10 protein-coding genes are annotated in these 13982 nt (G+C 41.7%); 9 read left to right on the top strand and 1 reads right to left on the bottom strand.

Features of this window, described 5'->3' with window-relative positions; translation table 11 throughout:
- Positions 1-5: 5 nt before the first annotated feature.
- The 7 genes from AOU00_RS01225 (at position 6) to AOU00_RS01195 (ending at position 11302) form a co-directional block, all read left to right on the top strand.
- Complete coding sequence (locus AOU00_RS01225) at positions 6-5474, top strand: phage tail tape measure protein (protein WP_069289712.1); 5469 nt, start codon at positions 6-8, stop codon at positions 5472-5474.
- On the top strand, positions 5474-6028 hold the full coding sequence (locus tag AOU00_RS01220; RefSeq protein ID WP_069289711.1) for a phage tail domain-containing protein: 555 nt from the start codon (positions 5474-5476) through the stop codon (positions 6026-6028). The genes AOU00_RS01225 and AOU00_RS01220 overlap by 1 nt, the downstream gene beginning before the upstream one ends.
- 11 nt (positions 6029-6039) lie before the next feature.
- A complete protein-coding gene (locus AOU00_RS01215) occupies positions 6040-6450 on the top strand; it encodes a phage tail fiber protein (protein WP_069289710.1) in 411 nt (136 codons plus the stop codon).
- 9 nt (positions 6451-6459) lie between these two features.
- On the top strand, positions 6460-7827 hold the full coding sequence (locus tag AOU00_RS01210; RefSeq protein ID WP_069289709.1) for a right-handed parallel beta-helix repeat-containing protein: 1368 nt from the start codon (positions 6460-6462) through the stop codon (positions 7825-7827).
- Positions 7828-7843: 16 nt separating this feature from the next.
- A complete protein-coding gene (locus AOU00_RS01205) occupies positions 7844-8482 on the top strand; it encodes a phage distal tail protein (RefSeq protein ID WP_069289708.1) in 639 nt (212 codons plus the stop codon).
- Between the two features lie 8 nt (positions 8483-8490).
- Positions 8491-10641, top strand: coding sequence for a phage tail protein (locus AOU00_RS01200; protein ID WP_069289707.1), 2151 nt, complete (start codon positions 8491-8493; stop codon positions 10639-10641).
- Positions 10642-10705: 64 nt separating this feature from the next.
- Positions 10706-11302, top strand: a complete 597-nt coding sequence (locus AOU00_RS01195; RefSeq protein WP_069289706.1) for a stalk domain-containing protein — start codon at positions 10706-10708, stop codon at positions 11300-11302.
- 216 nt (positions 11303-11518) lie between these two features.
- On the opposite strand, the gene AOU00_RS01190 is transcribed toward AOU00_RS01195, so the two are convergent.
- The gene (locus AOU00_RS01190) at positions 11519-12085 is read right to left on the bottom strand and encodes a helix-turn-helix domain-containing protein (RefSeq protein WP_069289705.1); all 567 of its coding nucleotides are present in this window, start codon (positions 12083-12085) and stop codon (positions 11519-11521) included.
- A 98-nt stretch (positions 12086-12183) separates the two neighbouring features.
- On the opposite strand from AOU00_RS01190, the gene AOU00_RS01185 reads away from it, so the two are divergent.
- Positions 12184-12390 (top strand): helix-turn-helix transcriptional regulator, encoded by a 207-nt coding sequence (locus tag AOU00_RS01185; RefSeq protein WP_069289704.1) that lies wholly within the window; start codon positions 12184-12186, stop codon positions 12388-12390.
- A 198-nt stretch (positions 12391-12588) separates the two neighbouring features.
- Positions 12589-13233, top strand: coding sequence for a BRO-N domain-containing protein (locus tag AOU00_RS01180; protein WP_069289703.1), 645 nt, complete (start codon positions 12589-12591; stop codon positions 13231-13233).
- Positions 13234-13982 lie beyond the last annotated feature (749 nt).

The following is a 13982-nucleotide window of genomic DNA, read 5'->3' as shown; positions in this document are numbered from 1 at the left end:
GCAGGATGCCTCTTTTTCTGTATTCAGGGCAGGAAAAGTTTCCTGAACCCTATGAAGAGGTGAGCAAAGTGGCGGATTTAAGTAAAGATGTAGTAGGTGCGCGTATAAGCTTGGATACCACCAAGATACTACCAGCTTTCAAAGTAATAGACAACGGAGCAAGGGCGAATGCTGAATCCTTTAAAGTTTTAAATTCTGAACTGGGGCTAAGTGAGAAGAATTTTAAATCCTTAGCCAGTAGTGCAGATAAGTTTGCTTTGAGTGCAGAAGACAGACGGAAGAAGATCCTCGCTGAATCCGAAGCTCTTGTTAAGCAACGCACTGCACAAGCAGAATTAAATACTGCTCGGAAGAATCAATTGGAGCAGGCCAATAAGATAACCGACGAGAAGCTTAGAGCACAGCAGGCCATTGTAAAAAAGCGTGAAGACGCAATAGAACAACAGGAACGCGAACACCTGAAGCGTATGGAAGCTTTGCAGAATAAAGCTTCATTGGCGGGTCAGAGATCGGCAAAGGCCTCAGGGGCTGGTACTGACGACAGGACGCGCGAACGTGTCTTAATGGAAGAACAGTCCATACGGATGAAGATATCTCAACTGGCAGAGAAAGAAGCACAGCAGGCACGTAAGAACGCACAAGACTACGAAAAGTTTTGGGTGAATGCATTACGTGCCAGGGAGCAAAAAGAGGCACAAGTCCGTGAGAAAGTACTTCAGGAAGAACAGAAGATCCGGCGCTCTTTAAGCCAAACCGAAGCGCAAATGAAGCAGACTTTTAATACAACTCCTAACTGGATTAGCAGAGTAGGTGATATGGCTACTCATGCGCTTGTATTCAACACGGCATATGCAGCCATGCATAAAACACAGGAAGCACTCAAAGAGGGATTAGTCGGCATTGAGTCCAACATGGCGGGTTATATCCAGACCAATGAGCATTATTTTTTGGAATACAACGCTGGCACGAAAGAGATGGTTATGAACACCGAAAAGCTTCATGACCAAACGACCAAATTTATCCGGACGGCTCATGACCTTGGCTCAGAAATTATGGACGTTACCGAATCAGCACGTCTTTGGGGCCGGATGTATAAGGATGCAGGTGTTGTTCAGGAGATGGTACGTAAGTCAACAATGCTCAGTACCGTTGACCTTGTATCCTTGGAAGATGCGACAAAATCAATGGAGTCTACATTTGCTCAGTATGGCGTGCAAATCAAGAACAGCAATGACGCTATGGTGTTGGGTGGGCGCGTTCTGGACTCTTGGTCCAAAGTTGCCCATGATACGATGGCACCAGCTAAAGACTTGGGAGCAGCCTTCGAGCGTACAGGTAAGATTGCTGCTGAAACAGGCGTAAGTTTTGATTTCATGAACGGTCTTATTTCAGCCGGTGTACGTAACACAGCGCTCTCTGGTGAAAATCTCGGCAACATGTGGAAGACAGTTTTGGGTACGATTCGTACCGACAAGGCTGTGGGAGAAATTGAACGTTTGGGCGTTGCAACCAAAGAAGTTGTTAATGGCTCAGAGCAATGGAGAAAAGCAGAAGATATTTTGTTGGATCTTTCTACCAAAGTAATCGACAAAAACTATGACCTTACAAAGTCTTATGCTGATATCTCACGCGGTGTGTATCAGTATGCCAAATTGGCAGCTTCCCTTAATGCCGGGGATATTTTGCTTGGTACAGCGGCCTCTATAGGCTCAACCGGATCGACAATGGAATACCTGAAGGTTCAAATGGATACCATTCAGCGTAAAGCTGCTCAAACCAAAGCCTCTTTGCTTGAAATATTTAACAATGCAGGCGACGACGGGCTAAGAAGAACGATTAAGAACGTCTTGGACGCGATTGACCAACTGCTTATTGGCCTTACCAAAGTACCGTCGGGAGTGTTTGAGGGTACGGCAGCTATTGGAGGTTTACTTCTAGCTTATAAAGCCCTCAGCGGGCCAATTATGAATGTAGTAGCTGCTGTGAAAGTACTTACAACAGCTAAGGTTGCAGAAACGGTGGCTGTTGCTGCAAACACTACAGCCAACGAAGTGAATATTGTCTCTTCTCAAGGAGCGACATTGTCTACCGTCCAACGTAGCGCAGCAACTCAGGCCTCTACTGCTGCAACAGCAGAGGCAACAATTGCAACTACAGCTATGACTAGGGCGCAAGCGTTATCCACAGTAATGATGGCTGCTGCAACAGCGGGTTTGACTTTGCTGGCTGGGGCAATTGCTCTTGTCATTTGGGAAAGTGGAAAAGAAGAAAAAGCAGCGCGTGAAAGAGCACAAAACTTGAAAGATGCTGATTCGGCTGCTCAACAAATGATAAGTCAGTATCAGCGACAAATCGACTTACTTCCCAAACTCGTTAATGCTCATAAATCGCTTTCTGATTCACTAAAAATTAGCGGTACCTCAATTGAGAGACAAACTCAGATAAAGAAACAACTGGAAGAGGTCACAAAAGCCTTAATTATAACAGTAGGTAAGGATGGGGCTAAACAGCTTGAATCCGCAAACTTTAGTGAAAAGGCTGTACAAATACAGGTTGATGCTTTGAATACACTGATTGCAAAGCAAAATGAAGCACGAAAGAATATGCTTACTGATCAACAAAGCGAGATTAACAATCAGCTGAAAAAGAATACCGAAGAGCTGGAGCAAACAAAAGAGAAACTCCTTAAAGTTAAAGACAGCTTAGCTTCACAAATGGGAGAGTTCTTTAAAAACGTTTTTACCGGAAAGAGTTTGGACGAAGCTTCTAACTCCGTTCAGCTTCTCCAAGACGAAGTAAATGGCTTAGAGAAGGAGAACCATAAACTTTCCGCCTCTGCCGCTGAAGTCGCAGTGCAGCTTGGCCAAGTTGCAGTTGATGCGGTTGATCAATTCGCAGGTAAGTCGGGTACAGCAGCTGAAAGTGCCAAAGCTCAAGCGGAAGCATTAGCAGATTTAAGGGAGCAAATTCAAGGAAATGGCACTGCTGTATCTGAGATGAATAATCTCTTGAGCGACCTTTCAAAAGGACAGTCTCTCAACGCCGCTGCTGCCACGGACCTAATACTAAAATATCCTCAACTGGCAGCAGAAATATATAAGACAAGTGATGGATGGAAATTTGAAAAAGACGCTGTGGAAGTTCTCCGAAAAGCAAAAATTCAGAAAGCAATCGACGATTTGAAATCCGAGAAAGCTTCAGCATTCAACACAAAAGTGTCTACTGATGAACGTTTAAAAGCTTATAGCATTGAAGCAGAAGCTATTAGAAATTTAGCTCAATTAAAAGCTGCTCTCAATGGTGTAATGGCTCAGAGTTCGTTGGAGGTTGCGAAAAGACAAACTGAACTTAATAGCATGACTGGCATTAGATCAGTTTTAAACGCTCCTTTTAAGAATCAACTTGATGTTGATAAGAAAAAACTGGATAACAAAAAAAAGCTTGATGAAATATACACTGAATATGAAAATCAAGCAAAATCCTTTGATACTCGGATTAACGCTTTATCGAAGCTATACAAAGACCCTAAATTTGGAGTTAGCGATTCATCAAGCAAAGAGAAAAAAGGAAGAAAAGGAAAGAGTGATGCAGAAAAATCGGCTGAAAAAGCTGCTAAAGAAGCTGCGGATGCTCGTAAGGATTCCTACAGCGATGATATGGACAACTTCAAATACATCGCAGAACGTAATGAATGGTCTATAGACCAGAAAATAGCTTGGTACAAACAACTGGCTCAACGACATAAGCAGTACCTTTTGGAAGATAAGGATGCAATGAAGCAATGGAGCCGCGATGTTCAGAAACTGAATGATTCAAGATTTCAGGAAGACGTGGAGAATCTTGAGCGAAGAACCGAGCGTATGCGGCAGGCCAACAAACAAGAAATTGAGATGGTAAAAACCAGCTTGGATTTTTACAAGAAGGAACAATCTAAATCTTACTTGCTACCAGCAAATAGGCGTGAAATCCAAAAGCAAATTTATGATCTGTCCGTGAAGTATAACGAGCTTCGATACCAAAACTCGGAAAAATGGATTGATAAAGAAACTTCCAAAATGGAAATGGCGGGGCAAACCCAAATTGCTATCCTCAAAATGGAATATGACGCTTATATGCGTATGAGTAAGGCAAAGGAACGTACCGCCGAACAGAGTTTTGAGTTGCAGCAGAAGATTTACGAGAAACGTAAAGCTCTGGAAGATGAGTTTTTGTCAGACTTCCAAAAAAGAATCAATTACCAGAAGAGTATGGAAGCCATATCTGTTTCCGATCAACTCAATTTATGGACAAAAATGCAGGCTCTTTATAAAGAAGGATCAGAACAACGGATAGAAATTGATGTACAGGTCCATGACTTAAAGAAGCAACTTTTGGAGGATCAGAAGAAGGCTGCTTCTGAAGCTGCCAAGAAGGAAAAGGAAGGGCTTGAAAAGACTCGGGATGAGGAAGTAAAGCGTATTGAGGCGGAACGGGATGCTTTTATTGAGGCTCAGGATGCTAAAATTAAGGCCATAGACGACTTGCTTGCTAAGATGCAGACAGCTAACGAAGACGAGGATTATGAACGTGCAATGGCGGAAAAACAAGCACGCCTTGCCCTGCTACAATCTGCTGTCGGTCCCGAAGGTATTGCTGAACGGAAACAGACTGAAAAAGATATTGAAGATTTGCAGCGGGAACATAACCGGACGCTTGCTAAGCGTGGATTGGAGGATCAGAAGAAGAAGCTCCAAGACGAGAAGACTGAACGGGAAAAGGACTACAATGACCAGATTGAAGCAGCCAAACAACATTATGATCAGCTATCCGAGAAATATGATGAGTATTCAGATGGAGTTGAATCTAAAGCTGAAGATTTGAAAAATACTCAGATTTCAAAGGAATCTGAGAAAAACGCAGAAATATTGCGTCAGTTGGATCAATTCATCTTAGACTATCAAATGAAAATGGCTGAAATCAATGCCACCTCATTGTCTGCATCCTTGGATACAGGTTCCTCAATATCAGAAAAGGACAGCGATTTGGCGCGATACAATTCTAATATTGATAAATGGTATTCGGCAGGCGCTGCTGAGAAGGCCAAACTGCACGAGGAAAATGCCACTCTGCGGAATAAGTATGGTATCAAAAAGGACACAGGAAAGCTTCAAAAATTCCATTCAGGCGGTGTCGTTCGGGGGGATAGGGGCGCGGAAGTTCCGGTCATTGCTCGCGCAGGAGAAATGTACCTGAATGATCAACAGCAGAGCAACTTGTTCAAAATTATCAATTTCAAAATGCCAGCACTTAATTTCTCCATGCCAGACTTTTCTATGCCAATGGCTTCGGGCGGTTCAAATCCGCAGCAAATCAGCAACCAGTTCGTAATAAAATCAGGCGATACTTATATTGAAGACGAATCCGCAGCAAAGGTGTTCTGGAGCGAACGGGACAACTTTGTACGGAGGTTGCAGACAAGGGGAGGTAAGTCTTAATGATTGACGCTACGGCAGATGGAAAGTCCTTTAAATCCATTGGATTAGGGCTTAAAACTCACAATATACCTGTGCTGCCGCCAACAAAGGACCATTCTCTTGAAATAGCCGAGAGGGATGGGGAATTAGACTTTGGCAGTACTTACGGAGCGAGGACAATTAACCTTGAATGTGTCGTTATGGCAGATGATACAACCCTTGATTACCATAGGAGAGTCGCCCAAGTGGCGGCTCTTTTTAATGCCAAAAAAGGGGATATCGTATTCACGTTTTCGGACTTACCAGGAAGGCGATATATTGGACGCTATGCCGGAACATTGGATATCGAAAAAATACTTTGGGACGGAGAGTTAACTATACCAATCAAAATGGGTGAACATCCGTTTCCCGAGAGTGACGAGAACATTGAAGAGGTCACCATCACACAATCGCCGCAGACTGTTTCAGTTACTTCAGTTGGAGACGAAAGGGCCAGCCCTGTTATCGTCCTGACCAACATTGGTGAAAACGACATACGCAATTTTCGAATTGCAAATGAATATCAAATTGAGTAGGGGGTCTTTTTATGGCAGATATATTACTTAGTAAATCAAACTGGTGGAAAACGGCTTGTATAAACGCTGCTTTACGGGGTACAAATTTTGCTGCCCCTCAGATTGTATATATAGCTCTGTACACAAGCAATCCAACGGATGCAGATACAGGACAGGAAGTGATGGGAGGCGGCTATGTACGGCGTGCTGTAACGTTTGGTGCGCCAGTCATTGCGGATCGTAGGGCAGTTGCAGCCAGTTCGGCAGATGTATCTTTCCCGATTGCAACGGCTGATTGGGGCTTGGTTACCCATATTGGTATTCGCACGGCAGCAACAGGGGGCAATCTAATGTATCACGGAGCCGTGAAAACGCCGCGTACAGTCCAAACTAATGACACACTTCGTTTTATGTCTGGTCAGATTTCGATTGACGAGGGGTAGGGAATAATTATGGAAAAAATGTACGCTCCAGTAGCAAATTCACCACGGACTGAACTGGCTGAAATCATTAACGCGACTCAGACCGAAATCAAGGTAACCAACGCTGCTGTATTGCTTCAAGGTGAGGGTATAGCGGTTGTAGGTAATGGGGATGTAGCGGAAACGATCACATATACAAGCATAGAAGATAACACGCTTAAAGGCTGTATGCGCGGGTTTGAAGGTGTAGCGCGTGCTTGGGCATCCGGGGCTGTGGTGGCACGTAATTTTACCGCGTCCGACTTGCGAGCAGTACAAAAAAACATTGGAGCCATTGACGATAAATTACAAGGCATGGAGCTAACGGATGCCTTTATATATTACGTGGATGCTGTTAACGGTTCAGACTCTAATGATGGTCTGACTAAGGCCGAGGCATTCAAGACCATTGCCAAAGCTGTGAGCGTCATGAAGCCTATAAGCCTGTCCCGGTTCTCCATTGTGCTGTTACCAGGAACGTATGATGAAGATGTTGAGATGAAGCACAAGCTGCGTGCTCAGACGCTGGAACTAAAGGGAGAAACAGAAGATGCTAGCTTATACAAGGTTAAATCTGTCACATTAGACAATTTTACAAACCGTGCAGGCATCTACAATATGACAATCACAACAACTGAAAAGGTTGGTATATCTCTGGTCTACTGTAACCGAACTTTGATTGAAAACGTTGTAATTGAAGGTGCTTCAACAGGCCAGCATGGTATTAGTAGCTATGACGCTAATGCACGAATCGTAAACTGTAAAATTTCTAATCGCAATATTGGCATAGCTGCTGATGCCCGTTCTTGGTTCTATATCGAAAATTGCACAGGGTCCGGGAACGTTACAGGTATACAATCGCAGCTGGGTTCTATTATCGTCGTGACTGGCACAGTTCCAAAAGGTGCAACGGATGAAAAATCGCCATTATCAGGCCAAATATTTGGGAATACGCCTTTTGTGTATCTTCGTAGCGGAGGATATACGTTGCCAGCTAATTCTGTACCAGCTGATGTACCAATAACAACGGTGATGGAAGACAGCAATTCTATGCGCGATGGAAACACGGTGGTCATTAATAAAAGTGGATGGTATCACATTAATTCACTGGTCACGATAGAAAGCCTTCCAAATAATAAAATCGCTGATATAACAGTGTACAAAAATGGGAGCAACTTAACCACTCGCCAAGGAGCTGGGCTAGGTACGGGACTGGTCACATTTTTAACGATGGATGATCAACAATATCTAGCAGCAGGAGACGTAATATCATTCAAAGTCTTTCAAAGTGATTCGGCAGAACACAATGTTTATAACACACAGATGAGGCTTACATGTATCGGGCAAAGAAGGACTTAATTTAGGAGGGAGGTCTATGTTTAATACAGGTGGATTTAATGGCCTTGCTCTTAATTCGGGCAGTTCAACGGATGGGAATGTAATAGATCTGTCCGCTCATTTATCCGGTCAGTCACAAATGTATTCCCAGCGTAAAGAGATTAGCGGGGCCGAAACTGACAATGCATTCAATCTAATGTCTTTCAATACTCCAGACTCCAGCGTATCAATTGAATACATTTTAGATTTTAACTTGGATATGACCGCAGGCGTGGAACTTTCAGGCGAAGGCCGGGCGCAATCTGATTTTGTTCGGTCTTATGACTTAGAAGCTATGCCAATGTCCGGCGATGGACACGTAACAGATGCACAGTATACTCGTGAAATTATTCTACAAGCTTTACCGATGTCGGGAGAGGGACGATTGCAGCCTGCCGAGGCCAGCCGATTCCATACAGATTATATTGAGTTTACGGACGTATTCCGTCCTGGTGAAGTCATTACTATAGATGCAGGAAAATTCAAAATTATGAGAAATGGTCAGAACGTCTCGCATCTTTACAATGGTGATTTCTTCGATTTGAATCTCGGCAATAATAACCTGACCTGGACGGACCCAGAGACAGGCCGGACGGTTTTGTTCCGCATTACACACCGGGATAAATACTTATATTGAGGTGACTTATGCCTACTCCAACTATGCAAGTGTTTGATAAAAACATGCGTCGCGTTGGAACGCTAGTGGACTCTTATGACATTCAGCGGCGGCGCAGGATCAATAGTGATTATGAATTAACCTTCATGGTTCCAATGACCAGTGAGGATTATCGTGAAAAGATAGCAATCAAGGGCCACGTTCGGGATGAGCGTGGTCAATTTTATGTTATCCAATCCCGAAGCCGGTCACGCGAAGGCCGAAAGCTGACTGCAAACATCTACTGCAACCACATCATGTTCAGACTTAATGATTACAAGTTTCCATATGCTTCATACATTGCAGAAGCCTATGGTATCCATATTAACCAGCTTACAGACCTGATTACAGTTGCTACAGGTGGACGGTTTAAGTTTGTTATTCATGACACGTTCGATTTGCATGATGTAAAAGACTTCGGACGTGGCACTTGTCTTGAAGCACTAAATAAGATCATTCAGATGTATGAGTGCGAGGTCGAACCAGACAACTTCACTATTAACCTTAGAAAAAAGATCGGAACCGACAGCGGATTACAGTACCGGCTTAAAAAGAATATCGTATCCAGTTCGTTCAAAGACAAAGGCGAGTCTCTAGTGACGCGCATGTTTGCTCAGATGAAGGATGGACGGACATTCATAGGCATGGATGCGTCCAAACTGACCGACGAGGAGCGGAGCTTGCTTTCCAGTATATCGGGAACTATTGTAAACGGAAAGCTGGCGGTGAATTACTTAATATCGCCATACGCTCAATATTGGGCCAGTGATTCCGTGCCGTTTTATGATGGTGAGATTATAGAGCAGGATATTGAGGAACCGGAGGATTTGTTGAAGGCTACGCGGAAGGCTCTTGCCGAACAGGAGAATGTAACGCTGGAGGTAACGGTATCAACGGCAGACCTATTTAAAATTGACAATACAGAGCCAGAACCACATTTAGGTGACACGGTAATGTGTATTGATCCGGCTATGGATATGAACAAACTCAAAGCTCGAATCACAGAACTTACAGAGTATCCGTATAGTCGCGACAAACATTCAGAGCCTACCATATCCAATGTCAATTTACGCGATTATGCAGATATCATTTCTGACCTGGAGCGGAACAAAAATATTATCAATAATCTATTTTCTAATGGTAAGATCCGGACGGAAGTTTTTGAATCCTTCGCAAAGCAGGCAGTCATTGATATAGACAACTCAAAAACGGAAATTAAGTACGATCAGCGCGGTATAATCCTACAGGACAAGACCAATGCACAGAATCAGGTCATTATGACCTCAAATGGTGTTGTCTTAACCACAGATGGAGGTAAAACAGCAAGAACGGCTATTACAGCGCGCGGGGTGGTAGCTGAGCAGATTGTCGGGCAACTGGGTAACTTTGTATCTTTGGTTATTGGTAGCGGTGATAACGTAACCAAAATCAATACCAACGGAATAAGTGCTGGAAATGACGACTATACTATTGCACCGTTCAGGGTAGATATGCAGGGTAATGTAGTAGCTAGATCAATCAAGCTCACAGGCCAAATTGACAATTCAGAAATGAACGCTTCAGATATTAGGGCTAGTACAGTTAATGCAAGTACAATACGTGGTAGTAAGTTAATCGGTAATGAGATCGAGGGCGGTATTATTACAGGAGCCTTATTCCGAACAGCCAAAGAGGGTAGGCGCATAGAGATAAACTCTATTGGCCTTACTGCTTATAACTCTCGTGGTGGAGAAGCTGTTTCATTAGGTCAGTATAATGATGGTGGCGGCTTATTGTTTATGGATGATAGCTCGCCAAGAGGAAGCGTCTACGGAGATAGAGAAGGATTTCATTTGGGAAACATGGGACCTATTATTATTCGATCTGTAGACGATGCCACTTATTTAAAAGGTCCTGTGGATTTTTCCGAAGCATTTGTGAGTGGACTTGCTTTAGAGGTAGGGAGCATTAATGGTCTCGAAAATAAACTTAGAGATTTACGTAACGATATTGACAAAATACATGGAGATTTGTTTAATGGTTTGATCGTTAATGCAACATTCGACCCTGGTTCCAGGAATCTAAAATTGTTCAGCCAAGGCAAAACCGTGGCTACAGTTAATATTCCTGCTGGTGGAAGCTCTAGCAGTTCGACAACATAATGTTTACTGCATCTCCTACCGATGGTAATATTAGGACATATATACTGTGTAGGAGGAACGTTACATGAAAAAATGGTCTTATTTGTTGGTTTTACTTAGCGGGATGCTAATCGGTACGGTTATTGCCACAGCTGGTAGCGCTTTTGCGGATCAAATTAAGTCCATGATTGGGCGGACAGTAGCAGGGGAATATACAGTCAAGGTCAATGGCAACTCATTATCAGAAAACGCAATTGTTGTTGACGGAAAGGCGCATGTTCCGCTTCGCGCTGTCACCGACTCTTTGGGGGCGAATTTAAAAGTGGATGGAAAAACGATTCAAATTGAATCACCAGATAATTTTTCTTCAAAACAAACTGCTGATGTGATACAGTCTGTTTCGAATAAATACCAAGGATGGCCTGTTTCTAAACTGGAAGATAGAAAGTTGGAGCTTGAGAAATTTGTAATAGATACAGAAAAAGATAAAGAAAACTTGCAAAAAACTCTTGAAAAATACAGCAAATTTAGAGAAGAATACGCAGGAAATAAAAAGGCGATGGACACTCTGGACTCCAAGACAAAAGGCACGGAAGAAGTATTACAAGAAGCTGAAACAAATATAGCTAAATATAAGACTGAACTAGAAGAAATAGATAAAGCTATAGCTTCACTTAAATAACTCATGAAAAAAAGGAATAAGACAGTATTGCTCAAATTAAAAGTCGCACTCCACATGAGTTCGTGGAATGAAATGAAAAGCAAAAAGCTGAACTAGAAAAGTAGTTGTTTAGAAATCGCTCAAATAGAATAAGAACAAAAAGGACTCCCTAAGTTTTAGGAGTCCTTTTTGTTCTTATTCTATCTAACTAATTAATTAAGTAGTTCAAGAAACTAGTTAATCTAATTCTAGATACTCATCTACTATTTTTTCTGATTCATGAAGAATATTATCTTTATCTATTTCTGGATTATAAAGAATATTACCTTCATCATCAATTAATCCTTCTCCATAAAACTTAGAGAAAGGAATTTTAACTACCATTAATGCAAATTCAGTTGCTGCCTTTTTATATTTTGCTTTGTAAAGAGATAAGTCCTTCTGGTAATTCTTAAGAAGAGCTTTCTGTAATCTTGGATCAAGACTTTCAATGGCTGCCGACATGTTATTTTCAAACATTCTTATCACGCTGTCATTAGTGGATTTAATTGATTCTGCTAGTTCTAAAGATCTCTCAAGTAACTCTTTAGCTTCTATTGTCAATTCTTCAAGTCCTAGTAAGAAATCTACACTTTCTTTAAGAATAGAAGAAATCTTTGCGAGTGTTTCTAGATTGGGTTCGCCTTTATTTCTTTCGAATCTTCCGTAATAGGACTGCGAGAGATCTAGCATATCAGCCATTTCTTGCTGGCTAAAACCCTTTGATTCTCTTAGCCATTTGAGGCGCGCAGAAAAAACTTCCAAAATGAATACCTCCAAGTATTGACATTAGACTATAACAAGCATATATTAAGACTGCAATGGAATTTATTTAGACCATTAAGTACTAAAGGGGTGGGAAAATGAGAAAGCCAATTAACAAGTTAGCATACTACAGATTAACCAACATCATGTCTCAAGAAGATGTTGCCAAGGAATTAGGGATATCTCAAGCGTACTATGGGCGTCTAGAGAGAAATCCAGAGAACATTAATGTTGGCATGGCAAAGAAGCTGAAAGTTATCTTTAAAGTGAACTCTTTAGATGATCTATTTTCCGAAGCAGTTTAATCCTTATAAGTCTAATACTAATCCATATCGGGATTAAAAGACAAGAAGGAAAGAAATAAGAAAAACAATGTAGGCATCTTAGATAAACGGATATAATTATAATAAAAGGTTATCTAAACCTATCGGTAAAAATAAAAAATCTAACTTTAACTATAGCCTAGTACACTATTTTAAGTATCACCAAAAAGGAGGAATAATATGAATATTCGTATTGAGAATTGGATGGGACACGAAATTCGTTTTGTAGAGAAGACACTAGGTGATTGGTGGGCAGTAGCCGTGGATGTCACTAGGGTACTCGGCATAAGAAACAATCGTGATGCGGTAGGTCGCTTGCCTGATACTCAAAAGGATGTAGCTTTAACCGACACCCTCGGGGGAAAGCAAGAAGTTGCGATTATCTCTGAAAAAGCAGTCTACCGAATGATTATGAGATCACGCCGTAAAGAAGCTGAGGCTTTCCAAGATTGGGTTTTCGACATAATCAAGCAGCTTCGCCAGTCTACTGGACTTGAAGGTTTCCAAATCTTTCGTATGTTAGATAAAGATCATCAAAAAGAAGCCATGGGTAAACTTTGCAGTGGATTAAGACAACCAGTAAGAGTTGACTTTATTAAAGCTAATACCATTGCAAACAAAGCAATTTCTTCTATGCATGGTCACCCCAAGATGATCAAGAAAGACCAAATGACACCCGAGATGCTTGTAGAAAGACAAGCTGTTTTAGAAGATGCTGTTAACCTGATGACAATGTCGGACAAGTTCAAGTTAGACATTGCAGTCTCTAGAACTATCTATGATAAGTATCTAGGTGATCACCCGAGAAATAAACATGCAAATTAAAAAGAGCCGCTTAACAAAGCGACTCCCAACAAAGTTGTCACCTGTCTTCTTGGCCGGAGTAAGGTGACCTTATTCAAGGGTTATACCCTCTAACCTAATCATAGACAATTATACAATAGTATAATTTATAGTCAAAATTATTTATCTTGTTGCCTAGATTCTGTTAGAGGTGTATGCCCCATTTTTCTGGAGGCAAACATAATAGAAGAAGAGATAATGGACTTTATATTAAATTCTTCACCTGATCAATATCTTGAGTTAAACTTGCTGAACTAAATGATGTATCCTTCAAGGAATTTATTACTACACTAGACGGTCTTATCGAATTAAGGTAAACACACTCACCCCATTTTTGGGGTCAGTAAATCAGGACTCCTGAAATTTTAGGAGTCCTTTTAATCGCCTCAAAATTGAGTTGAACTGGGCTGAATTTTCAGCCGAGTTAATCTTGAACATCAAGACGGTTAGATATTGAACCATCCTCAATTTGCGTATGGTGGATTATTAGCAATACGGAAAATCCGTATCGGTCAAGTTGCACTCTAGCAAATCGTGAATTTCAAGGTGAAATAGTATTAGACTGCACTCAATAATAGAAACAACGGCAGCCAAGGCCGAGAAAATAAAATCCTAGACTGCCGAGGTTCTATTGAACTATATCGTCGATTACCCACTAGAAATCTTAGCAATAACACTTACTAATACAAAGTTCTCTTTTCAAGGCACGCTAGTATTCAAATACCAACGAT

The sequence above is a fragment of the Paenibacillus polymyxa genome, from assembly GCF_001719045.1.
GTDB classification, from domain to species: Bacteria; Bacillota; Bacilli; order Paenibacillales; family Paenibacillaceae; genus Paenibacillus; species Paenibacillus polymyxa_B.
This window is presented reverse-complemented; position numbering and strand designations above follow the sequence as displayed.